Here is a 25,413-nt window from a genome sequence, read left to right as displayed (position 1 = left end):
GATTTGACCATACTGGTTTTAACATAGTTAAGGCTATCTGCGTATCATAAGTACCTAAGACCCTATGAGGAGGATCTCTATGATTGATCAGACAGAGAGAGAGCTGTTTCAAAAGGAATTGGACTTTTTAAAAGAACTTAGAACAAAGGTCACAGAGGACGAAGGCCATATCTCAATGATGCTTGAGGATGAGATTGTTCATATTGAATCAGTCTTAAATGAGTCTGATGATGGAGAAATAAAGGACTAATAAAATATTGAAGTATGCCTTGGCTTTAGCTGAAGGCTTTTTTCGTATGTCTTAAAACGATCGCATATTACTGGAGCTTTGTGGAACGCTTATAAGATCAACTAACCAGAATAGAGAACGTGAGGACCATTTAAGGAAGAGGTCTATCTATTCAGTCAAGGAGTTCCGGTACCTATGGTGAAAAAACATAAAAAGAAGAAAAAACAGCAAGGGTCAAAGAAAGGACTTGCTTGGTGGCAGCTCTCCCTGCTTGGAATCGGATGCACCATCGGAACGGGTTATTTTCTAGGATCTAGTATTGGGATTACGATGACTGGGCCATCCATTGTGTTGGCTTTTTTGCTCGCTGCTATTGGTACATATATTGTCTTTTTAGCTCTAGCCAAGCTGACATCGAATGATCCTCAAGAAGGTTCTTTTTGTTACTACGCCGAAGTAGCATTTGGTCCTAAGCTCGGCTTTGGCGCAGGCTGGAATTATTGGATGTCCAATATTCTGATCATAGGGAGTCAATTAACAGCCTTATCCATCTTGTCTCAGTTTTGGTTTGAAGATACCCCTCTGTGGCTGTTTGCAGCAGGATATTCGATCCTTTCCATTGGTGTCGTGATTCTTGGAACGAAGGGATTCGATTCTGTGGAGAATGTGCTCTCTGTGATAAAGACAGCTGCTATTTTTCTATTCATCATTCTCGGTTGTCTGGCAGTGTTTCATGTGATTCGCGGGGAGACAGCAGGCCCTTCCTTAAACATGTCGTATGAATCCCTTTTTCCACATGGTTTAAAAGGATTTTGGGGCTCTCTCATCTACGCGTTTTATGCATTTGGAGGAATTGAAGTCATCGGATTAATGGCGATGCAATTAAAATCGAAAGAAGATGCGCCGAAAGCGGGAACGGTATTGCTTGCTGTGGTCGCCGTTTTATATATGGTCTCACTTGGGCTTGCTGTCAGCATGACCGCTTTATCGAATTTTACAGATAAAGAAAGTCCGTTTGTAACGGCGTTATCGAGCTATAATTTGTCCTTTTTTCCGCATGTATTTAATGCGGCCATCATCGTTGCTGGCTTCTCTGCGATGACCGCTTCACTCTTTGGAGTGAGTACGTTACTTGTCAGTATGGCTAAGAAAAAGCATGCGCCTAAGCTGTTTGAAAAGAAGGTGAAGTTTCATGATTTGCCCATTGCTTCACTTGGTCTAGCCGTTGTTGGATTGATTTTAGCTGTGGTGGCTGCACTCGTTCTACCTGGTAAGCTTTTTGAATACATCACAACGGCTGCTGGGATTTTAATCTTATTTAATTGGATGTGCATTTTGCTTTCTAACATGAAAGTGATCAAACAACATATGGGATGGAATATTGTGAATGTCATCGGTATTCTACTGATGCTGCTCGCCATTGCAGGGATCTTACTTGAAGATACAGGGCGGCCTGGCTTTTACTTGAGTCTATTTTTCGTGATTGTCATTACAATCGCTTCCTTTATTTTTGAACGAAAGAAACGAAAAGAAAGCCAGGCAACGTAAAAAGAAGTTGTACAACCTCCCCCTCATGAATAGGCTTTATGGAATGAGTGAGAAGGGGAGAGTCAATGATTATACTGGGTTACATTATGCTGGGCATTTCATTAGCTGCGCCAATTGGACCTGTAAATGCTGCTCAGATAGAGAAGGGACTTCGTGGAGGGTTCCTGCATTCTTGGTTTGTAGGAATTGGTGCGATGATAGCAGATCTTTTGTACATGCTTATCGTCTTTTTAGGTGTGTCGCATTTTCTTGAAATTGAAGGCGTGAAGGTGTTTCTCTGGCTATTCGGAGCGTTTGTCCTGGTCTATACCGGAGCAGAATCACTTAAAAAGGGGTCAACTGAAGTAAGCGGTGCTAAAACATCTAGGTATAATCAGACGTTAACTCAATCCTTTTGGTCAGGATTTTTGATATCTGTTGTGAACCCTCTAACCATTTTATTTTGGCTAGGTATTTATGGATCGGTTTTAGCAAAGACGGTCACTCTCTATGATATCAATCAAATTTGGCTATACAGTGCGGCTATATTCATTGGCATTTCAGCTTGGGATATTGCGGTTGCTGTTTTATCAAGCACTGCTCGAAAATATGTAAATCAGAAAGTGATTGGGAGAGTGTCCATCCTATCAGGAATTTGTTTGATTGGTTTTGGGGCATATTTTGGTTATATGGGAGTAAGTACACTTTTAATCAATTGATCACATAAAAAAGAAGCGACACCTTTTAAAAGGGTCGCTTCTTTTTTAACGCTGCTCTAGGCGAGCGATACGGTCATTTAAATCTGGGTGAGTGGAGAATAGTTTAGACATTCCACCCTTGTTGTTAATTTTCATTGTTTGAACGGCTGAATCATCTGTATGACCATTCTTCACGACTGCGCGATCAACGTGACGCTGAAGAGAGCGAAGCGCGTGAATCATCTTATCATTTCCCGCAAGATCTGCTCCTCCACGGTCAGCGTGGAACTCACGGTGACGAGAGTAAGCACTTACGACCATACTTCCTAAGATAGAGAACAAAATCTGAAGGATAATAATTGTTGCAAATTGAACCACAAATTGAAGTTCAGGTCGTACATAACGTGAGACGATCATTGCAATCACGCGAGATAAGAACACAACAAATGTATTCACAATCCCTTGTAGAAGCGTCATCGTGACCATGTCACCGTTTGCTACGTGAGCTACCTCGTGAGCAATAACACCTTCAACTGCGTCATCATCCATTGATTGCAAAAGACCAGATGAAACAGCTACAAGCGAACGCTTCTTAGAAGGCCCAGTTGCAAAGGCATTAACCTCTGGTGATTGGTAGATTCCAACCTCAGGCATATGCATAAGTCCTGCTGCGCGGGATAGGCGATGAACTTTTTCAACAATCGCACGTTCCTCATGAGATAGTGCTTCATCAGGATTTAATACTTTTACTTTCATCATCATCTTGGCAACCCAACGAGACATGGCAAGTGAGATGAATGATCCAGCAAAACCAATCAATAAACTGAAGACCATCAAGCCTGCAAAATCAATTCCTAATCCGCTGTCGGTACGGAAACCATTACCGCCAATGCCTGTGAACGTTACGATCAGTCCCCAAACAATCACAACGGTGGTCATAACCAGGATATTGGTTAACAAAAATAGTAGTAAACGCTTGCCCAAATTGACACCCCCGAAATAGTTGTATACTTCATCATACCACGTCTCACTCTATTACATTCGAATTAGATGTCATGATTTTGTGAACCATTTTTATTGAGGCAAATGAGATCTGTCATAGAGCATTCGTAAAATACAGAGAGTTTGTCAGATTTGCCGTCCATTTCATGGTTAATTATCTACATATCATTTATCTATCATATTATCTGACAAAGTCGTTGATTACTGAATATTCAGCATTTATGGTAGTGCTATGAATCTAATTGAAAAAGCTGCCAGCTGGATAGGAGGATGCGATGAATGAGAATCTTACCGAAATGTTGCGCGCCAATTTTGAAGAAGTAGAACCCCCTTTGTCAAAGCAGGAAGCCTTTGAGGAAGCGAGCAGGTGCTTGTACTGTTATGATGCCCCCTGTATAACCGCATGTCCAACCGGAATTGATATCCCAACATTTATTAAGAAGATTACAACTGACAATGTACTTGGTTCAGCACGCACGATTATGGAAGCAAACCCTGTAGGTGCTAGCTGCGCGAGAGTATGTCCAACAGATGAGCTATGTGAAGGTGCATGTGTTCTTCATGGATCAACCAAGCCAATTATGATTGGAAAGCTTCAACGCTACGCCACAGATTGGGCCATACACAATGAAAAGGTTCTATTTAAAGCTGGTCGCAGCAAAGGTCAATCAGTTGGGATTGTAGGCAGTGGTCCAGCCGGACTTTCAGCCGCAAGAGAGTTAGCTGTTATGGGGTATGAAGTGACAATCTATGAGGCGGAAGCAGAAGCTGGTGGTTTAAACACGTACGGAATTGTTTCATTTCGACTGCCTAAGCGCATTTCTTTTTGGGAAGTAGAGCAGGTGAAGTCAGTTGGTGTAACGATTCTCACTAACATAAAGGTAGGCAGAGATATTGAACTTACAGAGCTGAGAAACAAGCATGATGCGGTGATTCTAGCGATCGGTATAGCATCTGTTCCTTTTTTACAAATTGATGGAGAAGAATTAGAAGGCGTATATGATGCCATTGAATTTGTGAAATCAACCAAAGTCAAAGAGCTCACAGAAGATTTTGCCGGGAAACGAGTTGCAGTGATCGGAGCAGGAAATACAGCTATTGATGGAGCTACCTGTGCGAAAAGATTAGGAGCGAGTAACGTCAAGATTCTATACCGAAGAACCGAACATGAAATGACAGCGTATGACTTTGAGTATGAGTTTGCTAAACAAGATGGAATTGAATTCAGGTGGTTAGCAAGCCCTGCTAAGATCAATGGAGATCAGGCAGGAAGAGTGCAATCGATTGAATACATGGAAATGGAATTAACGGAAGCGGACCTAGATGGAAGACGAAAAACGATACCAACTGGTAGACGTCAGACGGTGCCAGTGGATTTCGTCATTCGCGCAATCGGACAAACGAGGTATGCTGAATGGCTTACACGAGAAGGGATCAAGTTAGATCATGGTGTGATTGAGGTTGACTATGATCGGTATGAAACGTCGATACCGGGGCTTTTCGCCTGTGGAGATGCCATTTTCAAAAATGGTTCAGGAGAAGCAATGGTTGTAACGGCTGCTGAGCAAGGAAAACAAACGGCATACGGTGTGCACCATTTTCTTTTAAACAAGCGAAAACCTTTACGTGCAGAGGAGGTAAAGTATGGCTGATTTAACGAGTAACCTAGCAGGAATTGTATCGCCTAATCCGTTTTGGCTGGCAAGTGCCCCTCCGACAAATTCTGGCTACCAGGTGCAGCGTGCATTTGAGGCTGGTTGGGGTGGAGCTGTATGGAAAACGCTAGGCGAGCCCATTATCAATTCGACCTCTAGATTTGCCGCTGTCTCGTTTAATGGGCAGAGAGTAGCAGGCTTTAACAACATTGAATTAATCAGTGATCGTCCTCTAGACGTTAACTTACGAGAAATTGAAGAAACCAAAAAACGGTTCCCGGATCATGCCATCATTGCGTCTTTAATGGTTGAGCCAAAGCAGGAAAAGTGGCACGAAATTGTTAAAAAAGTTGAAGCAGTAGGTGTGGATGGACTCGAACTGAACTTTGGTTGTCCACATGGTATGGCAGAAAGAGGGATGGGTGCAGCATCCGGACAAGTACCAGCTCTTGTTGAAAGTCAAACCTATTGGGTGAAGGAGGTAGCTGAAACTCCCATTATTGTTAAGCTAACTCCAAATATTACAGATATAACAGCCACAGCAGAGGCAGCTGTTTTAGGGGGAGCAGATGCAATCAGCTTGATCAATACGATTAATAGTTTAGCTTCTGTTGATATTCATACATGGAACACGGTTCCGAACGTGGATGGCCTAGGAACACATGGTGGGTACTGTGGGCCGGCAGTTAAACCGATTGCGTTACACATGCTTGGCGAGTGCGCTAGAAATGACTTGGTCACTGTTCCGATCTCAGGGATCGGGGGAATTTCAAATTGGCAAAACGTTGTTGAATTTATGTTAATGGGATCAACAACGATTCAAGTATGTACAGCTGCCATGCACCATGGATTTAGAATCGTTGAAGATATGATTGATGGCCTATCAAACTACTTAGATGACAAAGGAATTGAGTCTGTATCGGAGCTGATTGGTCGCTCTGTTCCTAAATATTCGGACTGGGGGAACGTCAATTTAAATCACCAGGTTGTTGCTCGTATTCAAACGGATACCTGTATCAACTGTAATAAATGTCAGATTGCCTGTGAAGATACGGCCCATCAGTGCATTAGCCGGTATAAAGAGGCCTCTGGTGCGTCCTATTTAGCGGTGAATGAAGAGGAATGTGTAGGGTGCAATCTCTGTTCTATCGTTTGTCCAGTAGAAGGAGCCATTGAAATGGTTCCAATAGCAAATGGACTTCCACCTTTATCGTGGAATGATCGGCAACATGCGATAAACGCGTTACAGACGTCAACTCATACGGGAGGGAAATGAATGAGCACATTAATTCAAAATGGAATTATTGTCACGGCCTCGGATACGTTTGAAGCAGATTTATTAATACGTGATAAGCAAATTGCTGCCATCGGAACAGGATTATATGAAGAAGGAGCAGAGATCATTAATGCAGAGGGGTGTTATATCTTCCCGGGAGGAGTCGATCCCCATACGCATTTAGACATGCCATTTGGAGGAACGGTTACGGCCGATGATTTTGAATCAGGCACAATTGCCGCCGCATTTGGAGGAACAACAACCATTATCGATTTCTGCTTAACTGAAAAGAAAAAACCTCTAACTGATGCAATCCAAACCTGGCACAACAAATCTAAGGGAAGGGCAGCCATCGATTATAGCTTTCATTTAATGATCGGAGAGGCAACGGAAGAGGTGTTATTGCAACTACCCTCCGTTATAAGTGAAGAAGGGATATCCTCCTTTAAAGTGTTTATGGCTTACAAGGATGTGTTTCAAGCGGATGATGCAACATTGTTCCACACTCTCAAGAAGGCCAAGGAACTAGGTGCCTTAGTGATGGTGCATGCAGAGAATGGTGATGTTATTGATTACTTAACAAAAGAAGCGCTAGCAAATGGCCAAACTGATCCGATCTATCATGCACTGACTAGACCGGTTGAGGTTGAAGGTGAAGCTACAGGGCGCGCCTGCCAGCTCACAGCCCTAGCTGATTCCCAGTTGTATGTCGTTCATGTTAGCTGTGAGGAGGCGGTTCGAAAAATTGAAGAAGCACGTCGCGCCGGAGCGGACATCTGGGGAGAAACATGCCCACAGTATTTGACACTTGATATTGAGGACTTGCGAAAACCAGGTTTTGAAGGTGCAAAATACGTATGGTCACCACCACTCAGGGAAAAAGCACATCAAGATGTGTTGTGGAATGCATTGCGAACAGGATCCCTTCAAACAATTGGCAGTGATCAATGCTCCTTTGACTTTAAAGGTCAAAAATCACTTGGTATGGATGACTTTACAAAGATTCCTAACGGGGGACCGATGATTGAGGATCGTATGAGCATTTTGTACTCAGAAGGCGTAGCAGAGGAGCGTATCTCGTTAAACCAATTTGTTGATGTCACTTCTACTCGAGCAGCCAAATTGTTTGGTTTGTATCCGAAAAAGGGGACCATCGCAGTTGGTTCGGATGCTGATCTGGTGATCTTTGATCCCTTTGCCGTACGAACTATTTCAGCAGACACTCACCATATGAAAGTAGATTATAACGCATTCGAAGGAAAGCAGGTAAAGGGAATCGTGCGAACCGTTTTATCCAAAGGAAAGGTCATTATACAGAACCAATTATATAAAGGAAAAGTAGGAGATGGTAAGTATATTAAACGCGAACAGCTCCGGAACCAGACCTATGCTGAGCGAGTGTAAGTTCAGGGATCGATTCAATTTGAGAGGATGAGGATGGAATGGCTAAAAATCAATACTTAAAGTCACCTGATTTATTTCCTGTTACGGAGCAAAACCGTTCAATTAGCTCGTTTGGTTTTGCCATTCTCTGGACCAGTATGGCAGTTGTTCTTGCAGCCTTTGCCATTGGCGGCGATGCCATTCAACAAATACCTCTTCATTTAGTCATCCTTGCTACACTCGTTGGATCCATTGGTATTGGGATTTGTATGACGTTAACAGGTGATATTGGAATAGAACATGGACTTTCTTTTCCTGTCTACATGCGAGCACCATTTGGCACAATTGGTACACACATTCCCTCTATAATCAGAGGGTTTGTAGCGTCCTGTTGGTTTGGAGTAAACACTTTTTTTGGAGCAACGGGTATTAATGCGATTTTTGTCATGCTTTATGGAGTTGATCAATGGTTCTTATGCTTTCTTGTCTTTGCTGCACTTCAACTTGTGAATACAGCATTCGGAATCAAGGCAATTGAACGTTTTGCTAATTTAGCAGCACCTATCATTGTTATCATTTCGGGCTGGATGTATCTCACATTATCTGATCAAGCAAAGGCTGCAGGAAGAGATGTTTGGGTTTGGGTGGAAGATCCAGTAACTGGATCAGCTACGATTGGAGCATTCGCGCTCATCGCAATGGCTACGATGGGATTTTGGGGGACCTTAGCAGCTGATATGCCTTCGATTTCAAGGTTTATCAAAGCACCGATGTATGAACGTAACTGGTTTAAGCGGAATAAGGCTCAACTAATAGGAAGTCTTATTGCTATGCCGCTTGTTCATACCTTTATGGTGATCGTTGGAGCGGTTTCATATGTAGCTGTTTTCATTTCAAATCCAGTAGATGCACTAGTGGAAACCTCAAGCAGTGTACTTATTTTAGGAATACTTATGCTTATGATTGCTTTAGCTCAGTGGTCAACCAATACCTCATCTAATCTTATTCCAGCAGCAACCATTTTCTCTAATGTTGGAGGACCAAGAGTTCCACACTGGGTAGGGGTAATGATTGCTGGACTAATTGGTATTTTGGTGCAACCGTGGAATCTCTTTTCTATTATTGTTCCTGCCTTATTAATAGTGGGTGGTATTTTAGCAGCGATTGTTGGAATTCTGGTGGTAGATTATTATTTGATCCGCAAGCGTCGAGTGAATGTAACGGAACTCTATGAAGAACATGGACAATACCACTATTGGAAGGGTTTGAATCTAGCTGGTTTGTTCTCTTGGGTGATTGGAGGAGGCATGTCGTTTCTCTTACCTAGCTACTCCTTTTTAGTAGGGTTTGCAGTGGGAGGAGTCCTCTATTATGTCAGTGCAAAATATTGGTGGTTCCATAAATACAAGCAAGCTGAGCTAGAAGACCCAAGTGATGAACGATTCCTAGGGTTAACCGTAGGGAAGGATTGGCTTATTGACCAAGATGAATTGGAAACAATCGAACATTTAGCAGAAGAAGCGTAGACAGGAGCGGGTGATATGGCAGAGTACATGTATTATCAATCTGAAAAGGAACTGATTGATCATCTGATGGAGGATGGGTATGACATTCTTGAAATAAAGGACCATCTAAATGGGAGTAGCGTTCAGTTTGTTCATTCTGAAAAGGAAGATCATAAATACATTGAACTAGGGAATGCCAACGCTAGAAAATATGTAGCTACAATACTCTCTCTGCAATTAATAAGGAGGAAGGTGACATGAACAAACAAAAATTAGTTGTGAATGGGAATCGATTGCGTCAGACACTTGAAGACTTCTCTCATTTTGGAGCAACAAATAAACAGGGTGTAACAAGACTTGCCCTATCAAAAGAAGATTTAGAAGCAAGGGACTATTTTAAAGAACAATGTGAAGCGATCGGAATGCAAGTCACTGTTGATGATTTGGGTGTGATGTATAGCAGGCTAGAAGGCAAGAACCCAGATGAACCAGCTATTTATCTTGGATCACATTTGGATACAGTAAAAAAGGGAGGACGATTTGATGGGGTACTAGGTGTTGCGGCAGGTTTAGAGGTTGTCCGCAGCTTCGTCGAACATGATCTTCAACCAGAGTGTCCGATTGTCGTTGTAAACTTTACAAATGAAGAAGGGGCCAGGTTTGAACCGTCAATGATGGCATCTGGCGTAATCGCTGAGAAATTTGATACAGATACCATGCTGAAAGTAAGAGACAGCGATGGAGTGAATGTCCGTGAAGCTCTTGAAGACATTGGTTATGCAGGGGCTGTAACAAACCGACTTAAAAACGGGAAGGCCTTTCTTGAGGTGCATATTGAACAAGGACCAATCTTAGAGTCAGAGTCACTTAAGATTGGAGCGGTAGAATGTGTTGTTGGGATGGGCTGTTATGAGATTGAGATTATTGGCGAGTCCAATCATGCGGGCACAACCCCCCAGCACATGAGGCGTGATGCATTAACGGCAGCAAATCGTTGTATGACGGCATTACATGATGAGCTCAGGAAGCTCGATGAGAGCCTCGTATACACGATGGGTCGATTTCAGGTATTCCCTAATATTCATACAGTGATTCCTAATCGAGTGGTCTTTTCAATTGAAGCTAGGCACCAAAATGAAGAGGTGTTAGAGCGGGTGCAGTCAATCATTAAGGGTGTAGTACGGGACACACAGTTGGACTGCGCCCATACGATGAAAAAGCTCTGGTCAAGGGACACAGTTTGGTTTAATCCGGAACTAGTTGAACTCATCGAAAAATCAGCTCAATCACTTGAATTGCCTTATAAGCGTATGGTCAGTGGTGCAGGGCATGATGCACAGTTTATCTCGACTATGATGCCAACTGCCATGATTTTTGTGCCGAGTGCACATGGGAAAAGCCATGATGAGGATGAATATACATCATGGGAGGAGTGCGAGAATGGTGTGAATCTGTTGCTTGAAACGGTCTTAGAGCTGTCAGGATCATCATGAGTGAAGGGAGTGTTGTTCGGTGCAACCATTAACAGGTAAAACGCATGCGGAACAGGATCAACAATATGTGTGGCATGCCATGCATCGGTATCAACCAGATAAACAACCAATGGTTGCAGAGAAAGGAGAAGGCTCTTGGTTTTATGACACAGAAGGTCAGCGTTACATGGACGGAGTCTCTGGACTATGGTGTTTAAACTTAGGGCATGGTCAGTCAGAAATTATAGAGGCAGCGACTAAACAAATGAGTGAGCTTGCTTATTTTCCACTTTCCCTCGGTCATAAGCCGGCGATTGACCTAGCAAAAAAGCTAGATCAGCTTTTAGGTGGATATCGTACATTTTTTGCGAATGGCGGATCCGACGCAAATGAAACCGCCTTTAAATTAGCAAGGCAGCATCACAAGCAGACCGGACATCCGGAGAAGTATAAGATCATCTCACGTTATCGTGCATACCATGGGAATTCGTTAGGGGCTTTAAGTGCTACTGCACAGGCCAATCGAAAAATGAAATACGATCCCATCGCACCTGGATTTCTACATGTGCCACCACCCTATGCGTATCGATCGAGCTTTGGAGATCAGATGAGAGACGATGAGCTGGCTGCAAATTATTTAGAGCAGACGATTCTTTGGGAAGGACCAGAGTCGGTTGCCGCTTTTATAATGGAACCTATTATCTCAGGCGGGGGCGTGCTCTTTCCGCAGACCTCGCTGTATTATGACCGGGTCAGAGAAATTTGTGACAAGTATAATGTATTGCTAATCCTCGATGAAGTCGTCTCAGGGTTTGGACGAACAGGTAGAATGTTTGGTCATCTGCATGCTGAAAACTTTAAACCCGATATCATCACTCTTGCTAAAGGCTTAACAAGTGGGTACCTTCCACTAGGAGCTACCTGTGTGAAGCGAAGCATCTATGAATCCTTTAAAGAACAGTCGGAAGATAACCATTTCAGACACATATCTACCTACGGAGGACACCCTGCCTCATGCGCCGCTGCATTAAAAGTAATTGAGATCATTGAGCGAGATCAAATCGTAGAGCGAGTGGAGGAGCTAGGTGATAGAATTCTAGGTAAATTAAATCAGCTAACCGAATCCCCGGTGGTCGGGGATGTCCGCGGCATTGGATTTTTATACGGAGTTGAACTCGTGAGCGACAAATCAGCAAAGACGCCCGCCCCAGATACCATGTTGGCATTAGTTGTGGCAGCCTGTCAGGCGAGAGGACTGATTATCGGTAAAAACAGTGACACCATTCCAAACGGAAGCAATGTTCTCATACTAGCTCCACCCCTCACGTCAACAGAAGAGGACCTTGAATTTTTAGTGCGAACAGTAACAGATGTGATACGAGAATTGTAGAAACTGAGAGCGGAGGATAGGCCTTTGGGGTCTATCTTTTTTTGTGTGCATAGCTGGGTTGTGATGATGCGCGGGAATGAGGTCGAGGTGCGCGAGTTGGGATGAAGGTGCGCGGGATTAAGGAGAGAGTGCGCGAGCTGGATTGATAATGCGCGAGCTAGCGCGGAATACACCTGACAGCACCAACCTATCTTCACCTCTTTTTGTGTAAACAGCCTGAAAGTAATGATTGCTAAGTATAATGGAGTAGCGTACACTATATAATTGAGAATGAATATCAGATAGTAGAAAAGGAGTCAATTATGCTACGAGCGTTTATGTCGTATTACAAACCTTATAAAGCACTGTTTGCGTTTACTCTGGCTTGTGGAATTTTAGCAGGAGCTCTTGAGCTTGCGTTTCCTCTTGCTATTAATTATGTAATAGATAATCTCCTTCCTTCGGGGAATTGGCAGCTCATCTTATGGGGCGGGGTTGGCCTGTTTGCCATGTATATCTTTAATGGGGGCTTTCATTATGTAGTCACCTATTGGGGGCATAAGCTTGGGATTAATATTGAGACGGATATGAGGAGGGATTTGTTTTCTCATATTCAGAATCAATCGGTTCAGTATTTTGATAACACGAAAACGGGTCATCTGATGTCTCGGCTGACAAACGATTTAATGGATATTGGAGAGATTGCTCACCATGGTCCCGAGGAGCTTGCCATTTCCATCATGACACTGCTTGGTGCTTTTGGAATCATGCTGACGATTAACTGGAAACTTGCTATTTTAACGTTTGTCCTTGTTCCATTTTTAATTATATTTACGTATTATTTCGGGAAAAAGATGTCAGTGGCTATGACGATGTTATTCGGAAGTATCGCTGATTTTAACTCGCGTGTCGAAAACAACGTAACTGGGATTCGTGTTGTAAAAGCATTCGTTAATGAAAAGCATGAAATGGATAAATTCCAAACGAATAATAATCATTTCCGTTTCTCTAAGCTAGCTTCTTATAAAATCATGGCAAAGCACACAGCTTTTAGCCAAATTTTAATGAAGTTTCTTTTAATCTTTGTTTTGCTTTGTGGTACTTGGTTTGTCATTCAGGGTGAGTTAACGTATGGAGAGTTTGTTGCGTTTGTGCTACTTGCTAATGTGATGATTGGACCGATTCAAAAGCTAAATGCGGTCATGGAGATGTATCCAAAAGGGATCGCCGGATTTAGGCGTTATCTTGACCTTCTCAACATGAAGCCCGAGCAGGAGGATCGTCCTGATGCGATTCATGTGGATCAAGTAAAGGGAGAAATTACGTACAAGGATGTTGTGTTTGGTTATGAGAATAAAGATAAAGTTCTTAAGGGAGTTAATTTCTCGATAAAAGCAGGAGAAACCGTGGCGCTTGTCGGTCCATCGGGGGCAGGAAAAACAACGATTACGAGTTTACTCCCTCGCTTCTATGAAATTGAAGGTGGAGAGATTCTGATTGATCAAACGTCCATCCACGATCTCACTATGGCTTCACTACGGGAACAAATTGGTGTGGTTCAGCAGGATGTGTTCTTGTTTGATGCATCGATCCGTGAAAACATCGCGTACGGTAAGCTTGGTGCAACAGATGAAGAGATCTGGAAAGCAGCTGAGCAAGCTCAAATGACGAAGATTATTCAATCGCTTCCTGAAGGCTTGGATACGTTAATTGGCGAACGAGGCGTGAAGCTATCTGGTGGCCAGAAACAGCGTCTTTCGATCGCGCGCATGTTCTTGAAGAATCCAGCGATCTTAATTTTGGATGAGGCGACGTCTGCGCTAGATACAGAAACCGAATCTGCTATTCAGCAGGCACTAGCCGAGTTATCAGTTGGGCGCACAACCATTGTGATTGCGCACAGACTTGCAACGATTAAGGAAGCTGATCGTATTTTTGTGGTCACTGAAAACGGGATTGAAGAAGAAGGGACACACCAGGAGCTACTTCAGCAAAAAGGGACGTACAGCCGACTTCACCAGGCTCAGTTTGATTTTGATTACGCAGGTGCGTAAACGAAACATGGGGCAAGCCATTCTTTGCGGATGAGCTTGCCTCTTTCTATTTTCATACAAACATCTTATGGGAGGACACAAGTGAAGAAACATCGAATGATTGTTATAGGATTATTCGCTGCAATCTGTCTAACAGCCTGTAGCGAGGGAGAGTTTTTTGAATTACTGGATGGCTTCTTTGAGGAGACGGCAACCAATGCGATAGATGTGCCAAGAGCTTCTGCGAATGTAGGATCAGACGGTGAGGCGTCCGTGACGATCTTTGACGTTGGCCAAGGGGATAGTGCACTTGTTCAATCGGATGATACAACGATTTTAATTGATACCGGTAGACATGACAGTGATGTCATCTTTGATCATTTAGAGGCTGAGGAGATTAAACACATTGATCTACTTATCCTGACCCATCCCCATGCAGATCATATAGGGAATGCGGATGAAATCGTTCGTTTGTACAACCCACAAACTGTTTGGATTGATGGAAATGAAACGACATCTCAAGTATTTGAACGGGTAGTGGATTCTCTGTTAGAAAGCGATGCAGAGGTGATGGAACCGATAGCTGGTGAATTGTATGAACAAGGTGATTTTTTCATAAATGTATTAAACCCATCGGAGGAACTTACAGGTGATTTAAATAATGATTCTGTATCGATTAAGCTTACATATGGCGAGGTATCATTTCTTTTCACAGGTGATGCTGAAAAGCCTGGAGAACAATTAATGATTGATTCAGGTATAGATCTACAAAGTGAGGTGTTGATCATGGGACATCACGGATCAAACACGTCAAGCAATGACTTTTTTCTGGATAAGGTGCAGCCGGACATCGCCATTTATTCAGCTGGAGAGAATAATAGCTACGGTCACCCAGGAGAATACGCGTTGAAACGGGTAGAGGATATCGGAGCAGATATCTACGGTACAATGGATGATGGAACGATCATCATTCGTACAGACGGACAAACAATAAATGTAGAAACTGATACTTAAACGAAGGGGCGCGTTACTTTGGAAAAAGCAATTCTAGATCGTTTTGAAGATCAAAATATGGCTGTGCTGTTAGTGGGAAGCGAAGAGAAAGAATGTTTAATACAGCGTGAGCTCCTACCGAGCGAGGCCATGGAAGGCAGTCTTTTAGTAGTAGAGCGCGATGATCACAAAATCAAATCAGTTCAATTAGATCAGAGTGCAACAAACGCACAAACAAAGCGTATTCGAAGCAAGATGTCGCAATTACGCGAGCAAAAAGGGATGAAACGGAAGAAAAACAGAGACTAGGCGTATGGCCTGGTCTCTGTTTATATTCTCCGCCACTCAATCACACGCAGCCCCCCTTTCTGAATAAGATAAACAAATACCTTATTCAGAAAGGGGGGCTGCGTGTGATTGAGTTGTATGTCATCTTCTGTATCGGCTTTGTCGCTTATCACCTAGGATGGCTTGGCGCAGGGAGTCGGCCGGTTCTTACCAACTTACTCTTGTATGTCACGTTACCTTGTTTAATTATTTCTTCCCTTTATGTTCCATTTGATCCGGATGCAGGAGCTGGTATTGGTGCACTAATTCTCCTGTCTGTTTACTTTCTAGTTAGTACGGCGATATATGTGAGACTGTTGTCCGCTTGGTTGCGGTTAGGTAGTGAGACGTCTGGAGTGTTCCAAAACCTTTTGTTATTTGGCAACCAAGGATTTATTGGTGTTGCAATGGTGACCCAGTTGCTTGGACCTGACTATTTATTTTTAGCCATGGTGTTTAATCTGGTGTATTTTGTTTTCATTTGGACCTATGGCATTTGGGTGATGAGTCAAACGGCGAGTCGCTCCCGTATAATGGACCTTTGGAAAAATCCAGGACTACTGGCTACGCTGATCGGTTTGTGCTTTTTCTTTTTTCCCATTTCTCTCCCTGGCGCCATTCTTCAGGCTATATCGAGTGTAGGTGATATGACAGTCCCTCTTTCTATGCTTGTTATTGGATGTTTCACTGCGTCCTTTCCGTTTCGTGAATGGACGCAGTATATGCGTTCAAAGGTTACTTGGCTAATCGTTGTGTTAAGATTGGCTGTTTTACCATCACTGTTCATTCTTCCTGTTCTGGTTTTAGGATACCCTTTTGAATGGGTAGCTGTTGCATTGATTTTATCCGCTGCTCCTTGTGCCCCTACCATTTGTTTATTTGCTGAGACTTATGGCGGTGATACCAAGCTTGCTACGGTTTCGGTTTTACTTACAACTCTTGCTGCTTCGGGGACGGTGGTTCTATTACTTGAACTGGTTCGTCTCTTGCATCCCCTATTTGCGTAGCTTCCACTCTTTCACCTTTTCTCGCTGCTTCTCTGGCCACCATGCGCCGCATTGATCAGATACCATACATGCAGCACACGCTTCGAGATCATAAACAATCATACTCTTAATTGGCGGGGAGTAAAGGTGAAGTGTAACGAGATCCTGCTCTTGGGCGCGCATCTTGTGAACCCCATTCCGTGGGGCGAAGAAAAACGAACCTTTGTGCTCCACTCGTGAGAAATAAGCTTCAGGCAATTCTCCTTTGTCTACTCTGTACACTGTGTTAATGGTTGAACCTGAGATCACTTGAATCCAACCGGAAGAAAGGCCATGATCATGAGGAGCACACGATAGATCAGACCAATTCATTAGAAGCAGTTCTACTTCATCATTTTGAAATAGAAGCTTCCGATAATAAGGTTTGTCTGAATCCATTTTTAAAAAGGGTCTGAGATCTTTTATGGTTGTGTTTAAGGAAATGAGAGCGCCCCTCAGCTCTTCTTTAGTGGGGGAGGTTAGCTGCTGCAGCCCTTGTTCAATTTTCTGAAGGTAATCCATGGAACCCCCCTTATTCATTTGTTGCGATCGGACGATTTGCAATGATCACTCCTAAGATAACTATGATGCCGCCAAGTACACTTATGAGTAAGATTTCCTCATGTAGTAAAAGAACAGCTGCGATCAGTGTGGTGAGTGGTTCAAGATATAGAAAGGAGGAAACTTTTGATGCCTCCATAACCTCTAAAGATTTGGCCCAAAACCAATAGGAAATCCCTGAAACGAAAACACCTAAAAAGATAAGATGCAGCCATTCTGACCCAGTTAATAGAGGAAGTGCCTGCCAACCCTTTGTTTGATAGAGGAAGGGTAGAGTAAGTGCAAAACCGATTGTACACATATAAAAGGTAATGACGATTGAAGGAAAGGGAACAGCTAGTTTCTTTAGTAAAATCGAATAAACAGCCCAATTAAATGTACTTGCAAGCATTAGGAAGTACCCTATTTGAAGGCCAAATGAAAGGGACTGACCCGATCTAGCCGTTGTGATAAGGAGAACGCCGATGACTGCAAGCAGGACCCCACCTACTTTGAAAGCTGAAAGACGTTCTTGTAAGAAAAGAATGGATAGAAACATGGTAAATACCGGTGCAAAAGAAATCATCCATCCCGCAGCAGAGGCATCGATGGTCAGGAGAGCGGATGCTTGAAGGAGCTGGTGAACAAATACACCAAGAATCCCAAGAATGATGAGATGAGGTATATATTTAAGATGAATCCGTAAGCTTATTCCCTGGGCAAGGATAAGAAAAAATAGAAACAATGCCCCTATACCAAAGCGAAGAACTAAGAGTGTTAATGGATCAAGTGTATGAAGAACAGCTTTGGTTGATACAAAGGAAACACCCCAGAAGCTGATTGAAAGAAGGGCATAAAGTGATGCGGCAGAAGAAGGTGTAGACAGTGACATCCATTCCATTCCTTTCCCGGTGCTTTGCTTTGTACAAGCATATGCATGTCCTTTGCCATTCATGTGGGTGAATCTCACGCAAGGCACGTGTCTCAGGAAAATGATACATTAGAGTTACATGAGTGATTACAAGGGTATAGAGTGATATAGAGGAATAAAGGGGAGACGATTAAATGATGAAAGCAGTTGGACTGAAACGATATTTGCCAATTGAACATGAAGAAAGCTTTTTAGATGTGCAACTGGAGAAGCCGAAGCCTGTGGGCCGGGATCTCCTTGTTAAAGTCATGGCGGTCTCGGTGAATCCCGTTGACACAAAACAACGTGCACCTAAGGGTGATGTGGAAGAGGAGCCGCGTGTTCTCGGCTGGGATGCAAGCGGGATTGTTGAAGCTGTAGGGGAAGATTGTACAGACTTTAGAGTAGGAGATGAGGTCTACTATGCAGGAAGTATCACGCGCCCAGGCTCTTATAGCGAATACCAGCTTGTGGATGAGAGAATTGTGGGACAGAAGCCACGCACGCTTGATTTCGCAAAGGCTGCTGCACTTCCTTTAACAACCATTACAGCGTGGGAAGGTTTGTTTGAAAGGCTAGCAATTGATCCAGCGCAGATCGAGCAAAACAAGGATAAGCATCTTCTCATCATTGGAGGGGCAGGCGGCGTAGGTTCTATTGCAATTCAACTGGCGAAGTGGGCTGGTTTAAAAGTGACAGCGACGGCTTCACGCGAAGAGACGTCAACATGGATTCGTAAGCTTGGAGCAGATGCAGTTGTCAATCATCATCATTCCCTTGAAGAGCAATTATCTGAAGAGGTTGATTTCATTTTTTGTTTAAATAATACAGATCAACACTGGGATGCCATGGCTACAATCATTAAGCCACAAGGGAAAATATGCTCCATTGTAGAAAACAAAGACCCACTTGATCTAAATGTGTTAAAAAGTAAAAGCGCAACGTTTGTCTGGGAGTTTATGTTCACCCGTGCAATGTATGAAACAAGTGATATGAAAAAGCAGCAAGAGCTGTTAAACCAAGTAAGCCAGCTTATTGAAAAAGGTCATTTGCAAACAACGCTTACCGAAACGCTACATCCAATTGAAGCAAAAACCATTAAGCAGGCGCATCAAATGGTCGAGAGTGGTAGCATGATAGGTAAGGTTGTTGTGGATGGGTTTTAATAACAAAAAAGGCTAGTGATTCTTTAATTAGAATCACTAGCCCTCTTCTTTTTATCAACTTACCACTCTCTCGGCTCGTAATTTAACTCATTAAACAGCTGCGTTCGTTCTTTTTTTGTTAAGTCGCGCCATTGACCAACAGGTAGGTTCTTTAAGTGTATATTCATAATACGTGTGCGTTGAAGGCGATACACTTCATAGCCCAGTTCTTCACACATTCTACGAATTTGGCGGTTTAAACCTTGCGTTAAGATAATCTCGAATTCAAACTTCGAGAGCTGAGTCACCTTACATGGTAAAGTTTTAGTACCAAGGATATGAACACCTTCAGACATTTGTTTAAGGAATTCTGGTGTGATTGGTTTATCGACAGAAACGATATATTCTTTTTCGTGACGATTTTCTGCACGAAGAATTTCATTCACAATGTCACCATCATTTGTCAGTAAAATGAGACCTTCTGAATCCTTGTCCAATCGACCCACATGGTTGACTTTAAGTGGGTGATTCACGAGATCGATGATGTTTCCTTTTACCTTTTTCTCCGATGTACTTGTAATCCCCACTGGTTTGTTTAACGCAATGTACACGTTGTTCTTTACAATGTTAATGGTCTCCCCGTTTACGACCACGTTGTCACCAGGGTTCACTTGGTCTCCGAGCTTTGCCACCTTACCATTAATCGTCACTCGACCACTGTTAATTAGATTGTCAGCTCCCCGGCGAGAGGACTTTCCAGTTTCACTAATAAATTTATTAATTCGCATGTTGACACATCCTAGCTTTGATCTTGAACATTCTGATTGATTTGCCTTAACCATACAATATTCAAAGCTTAATGTACAGGAGACGAAAGGGAGAAGGAATTATTCTCCGTTCTCTGCAGCTCGCTCCTTAATCATCTCAACAAACAAATCAATTTGATGCGATACAGAAATCGGGTTATACGGATAAAACGTATCAAAATCATTTACAAACACGCGGTTGTTAGCCACAGCATCAAGGTCAATCCAGATCGACGAATCGGTGAATTGATCAAGGCTATCACTCGTTCCTTCAGGGTTGTAATCAGTAATAAACATATAGTCTGCAGCATAATCAGGAACAACTTCCATGGATAATTCTTTTACTTCACCGGTTTCGATAATGTCTGATTGGATGGTTTTAGGTGCATCAAGTCCTAACGCATTATATAATGCTTGACCCCCGCGTCCTCCCGCATCACCAAACACCCAAAATGCGCCCTTATCAGTCATCTCATAAAGTCCAACTGTGGCACCTTCTTCAATGACGCCTTCAAGCTCTTTTCGACCTTGAGCTGCTTTCTCTTCAAAATCAGCAATAAATTCTTCTGCTTCTTGATCACGACCAGCAATTTCTCCAAACATAGTAACCGTATCTTCAGTAGTCGTTGTTGTATTGTATGGAATGACCACAGTGGGAGCAATGGCCTCTAGCTCTTCAACATTCTCATCACTCATCACAACAATCAGATCGGGCTCAGCTGCTAACACCGTCTCAAGGTTCACAGGATCCCCGATATCAGTGACTTCTGCTAATTGATCCTCAAGGAGGGGATTTCCAAAGCTCCAAGAACCTGCACCAACAACGTTTGCCCCTACTGAGAAGAACTCACCAGCATAGATGTCCGTTACAATGCGTTCTGGTTTAGCTGGAATTTCAACCTCATTTCCGTTTAGTTCAAAGACCTTTGTTTCGGAGATTTCTGAATCTGCTTCTCCTTCAGTAGCAGATTCTGTTTCAGAGTTTGTGTTGCACGCCCCAAGGATGAGAATGAGGCCAAGAATGAAAGCTATACCTGTTCGTTTAGTTAATTGCATGAACGTACCTCCATATTAATTAGTAATGAATATCATTATCATTTAAAATGTATCAAACTCTTCTAAAAAGATCTAGATCTTTTTCAGTGGAAAGGTAAAAAGAACAATAAAACAGAGAATAAAATGCCTAATCTATGACATTATTATCTATTATTTTCATAGATTAACCGATATGATGGTAAAGAAATAAGTAGAAGCAGGGGGAACAAAACGTTGGATCAGAATAACATTACGTCTTCAAGAGAAACGGTTTACTTTGTGTTAGCTATTATCTTTAGTGTGTTTGTGTATCTTATTGCAGCCTTTTCCATTATAGGGATCGGGATCGCCTTTATCCTTTTTGCCATTATGATTTTCCTTAATATGATGATGCTTGGTTCCATTCGAGGGAATGGGGTCCGGATTAGTGAACATCAGTTTCCTGACGTGTATGAACGAGTAAAGGTAATGTCTGAACAGATGGGGCTAGCGAAAGTGCCTGATGTGTTTGTCATTCAATCAGAAGGGATACTGAATGCGTTTGCCACACGTTTCTGGGGACGCAACATGGTTGTGTTATACTCAGAGATTTTTGACTTAGGGCGTGAGCAAGGAAAGGAAGAGCTTGATTTTATCATTGCACATGAGCTTGCCCATGTGAGACGCAGACATGTGTGGAAAAACATCTTGATTGCACCTGCTCAATTTATTCCGTTTTTAGCTCAGGCGTATAGTCGTTCATGTGAATACTCATGTGACCGTGAGGCAGCGTTCATCACCAATAACCCTGCCGCTGCAAAACGAGCATTAACGATTTTAAGTATCGGTAAAAAAACCTATACCGAAGTAAATGAAGACGCATTTGTAGAACAAATTTCTACTGAATCACATGGAGTGGTCTGGTTAAGTGAGGTCTTGTCAACGCACCCTAACCTGCCAAAACGTGTTCAGTCCGTACGTGTGTTTATGGGTGAAACGGATAAGCCTGTTTATACAGAAAATGCAGGAAAAGTGGTTATTGGTATCGTCATTTTAGGGGCTGTGGGGGTTGTCGCTTACATTGGAGTCATTGTCACATTTGTTATTGGTGGGCTCCTGTATGGAACCATCTTGCCTGAATTTGAGTCAGAGTGGAGTGAACTGACCGAATACGAGGAGTATGAGGATGGGTTTTATGATTATGATACAACGGAGCTGAGTAATGCAGTAATGGATGGAGATTTAGACGAGGTAACCCGACTGATTGCGGATGGGGCTGATTTAGATGAACAGGACTATTACGGGGAAACCGCTCTGACTCAAGCAACATATAATGCTGATAAAGCAATGATAGAGTTATTGTTGGAAGCAGGAGCTGATCCAAACATAGCGGATGAATATGGGACGACACCTCTTATCAACACAGTGTATTACAGAGATTACGAGTCTGTAGCCATTCTTTTAGAATACGGAGCTGATCCGGAAATAGAGGATCAGCAGGGAGATAGTGCCTTAAACCTGATGAATGTCGAAACAAAAGAAGAACTTATAGAAGCAGTTAATCAATAAAAAGAAGCGGGCCAAGGAGCTCGCTTCTTTTTCTATCTAAAAGGACGCTTCCGTAACGGTTGAAATCGCTGCGAATCAAGTGCCTGTATTGCTGTACCTGCTGTAAAAAACTCTTCTCTTATCACACGGCAGGCTCTTAATTCATAGTCAGCCATGTAGTCGACGTAGGGGTCGTTACGGACCAGCACGTCCACTTCCATTGTGGCGGCTATTTCCCCGTGATCATTCTTCCAATGCTTATAGTCATAGATCTTCTTAATTGAAATGACTCTGGACTGCTTTTTTAATTTGTTAAATCGTGCTTTTGCTTCTTCTAGTGTTAGTTCGTTTTCTTCAACCTTCAGAAAGACGGTTGTCCGGCACCTTACCTTACAGGCAAACATCAGCCCGCCTCCTTACACTTATGGCTTAGTCCTGGTTTAAGATATTATCCTCCAGATAGTCTTCCTTGCTCCCATGCACACGGATAATGTGCTGTTCGCCCCAATCACATAATAGGTTCAGAATACCTTCCAGCGACCTGCCATAATCGCTTAGCTCATATTCCACACGTGGCGGCAGCTCATGATAAAGCGTGCGAATAATGACACCATCCTCTTCTAATTCACGCAGCTGGGCAGTCAGCATCTTTTGAGAAATGTTTGGCATGAGTCTTCGTAATTCGTTCGTTCTCTTTTTTCCGTGTGTTAAGTGACAAAGGATCACACATTTCCATTTTCCACCGATTACCTCAAGTGTAGCTTCAACAGAAATATTATATTTTTTTTGTTTCACTACCGCATCCTCCTTCGTACATCAAATAGGAACCAAAAGGTACCTATCGAACAAAAAAGTACGTACTTTTCTTTCGTTAGAATACGAGTAATAATATCACTTATCGATCGAAGAGTGAACCTCATGAGTGTTTGCATAGAAAAAGAAAGGATGCTTGTAGACATGGTAACAAATAAAAAAAGAAGTCGAGCTGCCTTATTGGCTTTAGCGATCACCGCTTTTGCGATTGGCACGACTGAGTTTATTAGTGTCGGATTGCTTCCGCTCATCGCAGCGGATTTAGGAGTGACTACAACGGCAGCAGGATTAACCGTTTCTCTATATGCATTAGGTGTTGTGTTTGGTGCACCTGTTCTAACGTCATTATTATCAAATGTGCCAAGAAAGACCCTTCTTATGTGGATTATGATTGTGTTCATTATTGGAAATGCTCTTGCAGCAAGTGCGTCAGTGATTAGTGTTCTACTGATCGCAAGAGTGATCTCCGCTTTATCGCACGGGGTATTTATGTCCATTGGAGCAACGATTGCTGCAGATCTTGTGTCGAAAGAAAAACGAGCAAGCGCCATCTCTGTTATGTTTACAGGATTGACTGTGGCGACTGTAACGGGGGTGCCCTTTGGAACCTTTATAGGAGTTCAATTTGGTTGGAGAATGGCCTTTGTCGCCATTGTAATCATTGGCATTTTGGCCTTTGTCTCAAACCTTCTCTTAGTCCCATCTGACTTACGGAAAGGCACACGAACCACATTTGCAGACCAACGAAAGCTCATCACAAATGGACGGTTACTTCTTGTCTTTATCATTACGGCGCTTGGATATGGAGGAACCTTTGTCGTGTTCACGTATCTATCGCCTTTACTTCAGGACGTGACGGGCTTTGGGGAACAGACGGTAGCATTTATTCTTCTGATCTATGGAATTGCCATTGCCATCGGAAATATGATTGGAGGAAAAGTAGCTAACAAACGTCCAGTTCAAGCGCTCTTCTATATGTTTATCATCCAAGCCATCATTTTATTTGTCTTAAGCTTTACGGCTACATCGCAAATAGCAGGCTTATTCACAATCTTAGGAATGGGATTGTTTGCATTTATGAACGTACCAGGATTGCAAACCTATGTGGTTACGCTCGCTGAACGATTTGTTCCGAGCGCTGTAGACGTAGCATCGGCGATTAACATTGCCGCCTTTAATGCAGGCATCGCAATGGGTTCATACGTCGGCGGAATGGTAGCAGAGTCGATTGGTCTGATTCATACGGCATGGGTCGGTGGCGTGATGGTTCTTGGAGCGGTCATCTTAACTGGCTGGAGTGCAAAGCTAGAAAAACAAGATCTAAAGAGCGAGAAACTCGCATCTTAATTTACTGGAGGAATCGGATATGACTACACATGTAAAAGAAACAGTGACACTAAATAATGGGGAGCACATGCCTTGGCTTGGCCTTGGAGTCTTTCGAGTTGAAGAAGGGAACACACTCGTTGAAGCCGTGAAAACAGCTGTAAAACAAGGATATAGAAGTATTGATACAGCAGCAATCTATGCAAACGAAGCGGGAGTGGGGCAGGGTATTAAAGAAGCACTTCAAGCATATGAGACAAGTCTTAAAAAGCTAGGTCTTGAATATCTTGATCTATACCTAATCCACTGGCCTGTGGAAGGAAAATACATGGGGGCGTGGAAAGCTCTTGAAGAGTTGTACGATCAAGGACGCGTGAAATCAATTGGCGTTAGTAATTTTCAAATTCACCATCTTGAAGATCTAATGAAGGAAGCGACGGTGAAGCCTGTTATTAATCAAGTGGAGTTTCACCCACGCCTGACTCAGAAGGAGCTTTTAGCATATTGCGAAGCGCACAATATTCAGCTTGAGGCTTGGTCACCATTAATGAATGGAGAGCTTTTAGAAGAAAAATGTCTAAAGGATTTAGCGAGTAAGTATGGAAAGACACCAGCACAAATTGTATTGCGTTGGGATCTTCAGCAAGGAGTAATCACAATTCCTAAGTCAACAAACGAGCAGCGAATTGCCGAGAATGCGGACATCTTTGACTTTGAATTAAGCGTGGAAGATATGGAGCAAATTGATCAACTGAATCAAAATCGTCGTATTGGACCAGATCCAGACCGGATTGATTTTTAATTTAACATAAAGTTA

At 42.9% G+C, this 25,413-nt stretch carries 25 protein-coding genes; 18 read left to right on the top strand and 7 right to left on the bottom strand.

Annotated features, from left to right (window positions below; genetic code table 11):
- Positions 1-79 precede the first annotated feature (79 nt).
- The 3 genes from ACQKKO_RS04625 to ACQKKO_RS04615 all read left to right on the top strand — a co-directional run bounded on the left by ACQKKO_RS04625 (position 80) and on the right by ACQKKO_RS04615 (position 2,475).
- Entirely contained in the window at positions 80-250 is a 171-nt protein-coding gene (locus ACQKKO_RS04625; RefSeq protein ID WP_498644791.1) for a hypothetical protein, read from the top strand.
- 174 nt (positions 251-424) lie between these two features.
- Positions 425-1,777 (top strand): amino acid permease, encoded by a 1,353-nt coding sequence (locus ACQKKO_RS04620; RefSeq protein ID WP_498644789.1) that lies wholly within the window; start codon positions 425-427, stop codon positions 1,775-1,777.
- A 65-nt stretch (positions 1,778-1,842) separates the two neighbouring features.
- Complete coding sequence (locus ACQKKO_RS04615) at positions 1,843-2,475, top strand: LysE family transporter (protein ID WP_498644787.1); 633 nt, start codon at positions 1,843-1,845, stop codon at positions 2,473-2,475.
- A gap of 45 nt (positions 2,476-2,520) precedes the next feature.
- On the opposite strand, the gene htpX is transcribed toward ACQKKO_RS04615, so the two are convergent.
- Positions 2,521-3,438 carry a protease HtpX gene (gene htpX, locus ACQKKO_RS04610; protein WP_498644785.1) on the bottom strand — a complete coding sequence of 306 codons (918 nt, stop codon included), beginning with the start codon at positions 3,436-3,438 and terminating at the stop codon, positions 2,521-2,523.
- 293 nt (positions 3,439-3,731) lie between these two features.
- Between htpX and ACQKKO_RS04605 the strand changes: the two genes are divergently transcribed.
- From ACQKKO_RS04605 to ACQKKO_RS04555, 11 genes are all read left to right on the top strand, one after another.
- Entirely contained in the window at positions 3,732-5,108 is a 1,377-nt protein-coding gene (locus ACQKKO_RS04605) for an NAD(P)-dependent oxidoreductase (RefSeq protein ID WP_498644783.1), read from the top strand.
- Positions 5,101-6,387 carry an NAD-dependent dihydropyrimidine dehydrogenase subunit PreA gene (gene preA, locus ACQKKO_RS04600; RefSeq protein ID WP_498644781.1) on the top strand — a complete coding sequence of 429 codons (1,287 nt, stop codon included), beginning with the start codon at positions 5,101-5,103 and terminating at the stop codon, positions 6,385-6,387. Before ACQKKO_RS04605 ends, preA begins: the two co-directional genes overlap by 8 nt.
- A complete protein-coding gene (hydA, locus tag ACQKKO_RS04595) occupies positions 6,388-7,791 on the top strand; it encodes a dihydropyrimidinase (protein ID WP_498644779.1) in 1,404 nt (467 codons plus the stop codon).
- Between the two features lie 38 nt (positions 7,792-7,829).
- Complete coding sequence (locus tag ACQKKO_RS04590; RefSeq protein ID WP_498644777.1) at positions 7,830-9,296, top strand: NCS1 family transporter; 1,467 nt, start codon at positions 7,830-7,832, stop codon at positions 9,294-9,296.
- Between the two features lie 15 nt (positions 9,297-9,311).
- On the top strand, positions 9,312-9,536 hold the full coding sequence (locus tag ACQKKO_RS04585) for a hypothetical protein (protein WP_498644775.1): 225 nt from the start codon (positions 9,312-9,314) through the stop codon (positions 9,534-9,536).
- Complete coding sequence (locus ACQKKO_RS04580) at positions 9,533-10,768, top strand: Zn-dependent hydrolase (RefSeq protein WP_498644774.1); 1,236 nt, start codon at positions 9,533-9,535, stop codon at positions 10,766-10,768. Before ACQKKO_RS04585 ends, ACQKKO_RS04580 begins: the two co-directional genes overlap by 4 nt.
- Positions 10,769-10,787: 19 nt before the next feature.
- Entirely contained in the window at positions 10,788-12,137 is a 1,350-nt protein-coding gene (locus ACQKKO_RS04575) for an aminotransferase (protein ID WP_498644772.1), read from the top strand.
- A gap of 302 nt (positions 12,138-12,439) precedes the next feature.
- Positions 12,440-14,170: an ABC transporter ATP-binding protein gene (locus tag ACQKKO_RS04570; RefSeq protein WP_498644770.1), complete on the top strand. Its 1,731-nt coding sequence runs from the start codon at positions 12,440-12,442 to the stop codon at positions 14,168-14,170.
- Between the two features lie 81 nt (positions 14,171-14,251).
- Complete coding sequence (locus ACQKKO_RS04565; RefSeq protein WP_498644768.1) at positions 14,252-15,163, top strand: ComEC/Rec2 family competence protein; 912 nt, start codon at positions 14,252-14,254, stop codon at positions 15,161-15,163.
- An 18-nt stretch (positions 15,164-15,181) separates the two neighbouring features.
- The gene (locus tag ACQKKO_RS04560) at positions 15,182-15,451 is read left to right on the top strand and encodes a DUF3006 domain-containing protein (RefSeq protein WP_498644766.1); all 270 of its coding nucleotides are present in this window, start codon (positions 15,182-15,184) and stop codon (positions 15,449-15,451) included.
- Between the two features lie 104 nt (positions 15,452-15,555).
- On the top strand, positions 15,556-16,476 hold the full coding sequence (locus ACQKKO_RS04555; RefSeq protein WP_498644764.1) for an AEC family transporter: 921 nt from the start codon (positions 15,556-15,558) through the stop codon (positions 16,474-16,476).
- Here ACQKKO_RS04555 and ACQKKO_RS04550 read toward each other — a convergent pair.
- On the bottom strand, positions 16,465-17,016 hold the full coding sequence (locus ACQKKO_RS04550; protein ID WP_498644762.1) for a cysteine dioxygenase: 552 nt from the start codon (positions 17,014-17,016) through the stop codon (positions 16,465-16,467). The two genes, ACQKKO_RS04555 and ACQKKO_RS04550, sit on opposite strands and share 12 nt — an antisense overlap.
- 10 nt (positions 17,017-17,026) lie before the next feature.
- On the bottom strand, positions 17,027-17,989 hold the full coding sequence (locus tag ACQKKO_RS04545) for a DMT family transporter (protein WP_498644760.1): 963 nt from the start codon (positions 17,987-17,989) through the stop codon (positions 17,027-17,029).
- A gap of 113 nt (positions 17,990-18,102) precedes the next feature.
- On the opposite strand from ACQKKO_RS04545, the gene ACQKKO_RS04540 reads away from it, so the two are divergent.
- On the top strand, positions 18,103-19,110 hold the full coding sequence (locus ACQKKO_RS04540; RefSeq protein ID WP_498645178.1) for a zinc-binding alcohol dehydrogenase family protein: 1,008 nt from the start codon (positions 18,103-18,105) through the stop codon (positions 19,108-19,110).
- A 59-nt stretch (positions 19,111-19,169) separates the two neighbouring features.
- On the opposite strand, the gene rluF is transcribed toward ACQKKO_RS04540, so the two are convergent.
- Positions 19,170-19,877 (bottom strand): 23S rRNA pseudouridine(2604) synthase RluF, encoded by a 708-nt coding sequence (gene rluF / locus ACQKKO_RS04535; RefSeq protein WP_498644759.1) that lies wholly within the window; start codon positions 19,875-19,877, stop codon positions 19,170-19,172.
- Positions 19,878-19,976: 99 nt separating this feature from the next.
- The gene (locus tag ACQKKO_RS04530) at positions 19,977-20,951 is read right to left on the bottom strand and encodes an iron-hydroxamate ABC transporter substrate-binding protein (protein WP_498644757.1); all 975 of its coding nucleotides are present in this window, start codon (positions 20,949-20,951) and stop codon (positions 19,977-19,979) included.
- A 213-nt stretch (positions 20,952-21,164) separates the two neighbouring features.
- Here ACQKKO_RS04530 and ACQKKO_RS04525 point away from each other — a divergent pair, with 213 nt between their 5' ends.
- On the top strand, positions 21,165-22,478 hold the full coding sequence (locus ACQKKO_RS04525) for a M48 family metallopeptidase (protein WP_498644755.1): 1,314 nt from the start codon (positions 21,165-21,167) through the stop codon (positions 22,476-22,478).
- Positions 22,479-22,510: 32 nt separating this feature from the next.
- Here the strand turns inward: ACQKKO_RS04525 and ACQKKO_RS04520 are convergent, their stop codons facing one another.
- On the bottom strand, positions 22,511-22,861 hold the full coding sequence (locus tag ACQKKO_RS04520) for a hypothetical protein (protein WP_498644754.1): 351 nt from the start codon (positions 22,859-22,861) through the stop codon (positions 22,511-22,513).
- Positions 22,862-22,886: 25 nt separating this feature from the next.
- Positions 22,887-23,252: a winged helix-turn-helix transcriptional regulator gene (locus ACQKKO_RS04515; protein WP_498644752.1), complete on the bottom strand. Its 366-nt coding sequence runs from the start codon at positions 23,250-23,252 to the stop codon at positions 22,887-22,889.
- Between the two features lie 162 nt (positions 23,253-23,414).
- Between ACQKKO_RS04515 and ACQKKO_RS04510 the strand changes: the two genes are divergently transcribed.
- Both ACQKKO_RS04510 and ACQKKO_RS04505 read left to right on the top strand, forming a co-directional pair.
- Positions 23,415-24,617, top strand: a complete 1,203-nt coding sequence (locus ACQKKO_RS04510; RefSeq protein WP_498644750.1) for an MFS transporter — start codon at positions 23,415-23,417, stop codon at positions 24,615-24,617.
- Positions 24,618-24,636: 19 nt separating this feature from the next.
- Positions 24,637-25,398 carry an aldo/keto reductase gene (locus tag ACQKKO_RS04505; protein ID WP_498644748.1) on the top strand — a complete coding sequence of 254 codons (762 nt, stop codon included), beginning with the start codon at positions 24,637-24,639 and terminating at the stop codon, positions 25,396-25,398.
- Positions 25,399-25,413: the final 15 nt, after the last annotated feature.

The sequence above is a fragment of the Alkalihalobacillus sp. NPDC127517 genome (genome assembly GCF_050276055.1).
Lineage (GTDB): Bacteria > Bacillota > Bacilli > Bacillales > Bacillaceae_D > Alkalicoccobacillus.
Note: the sequence above shows the minus strand (reverse complement) of the source record. Positions and strands in the feature narration are given on the sequence as shown.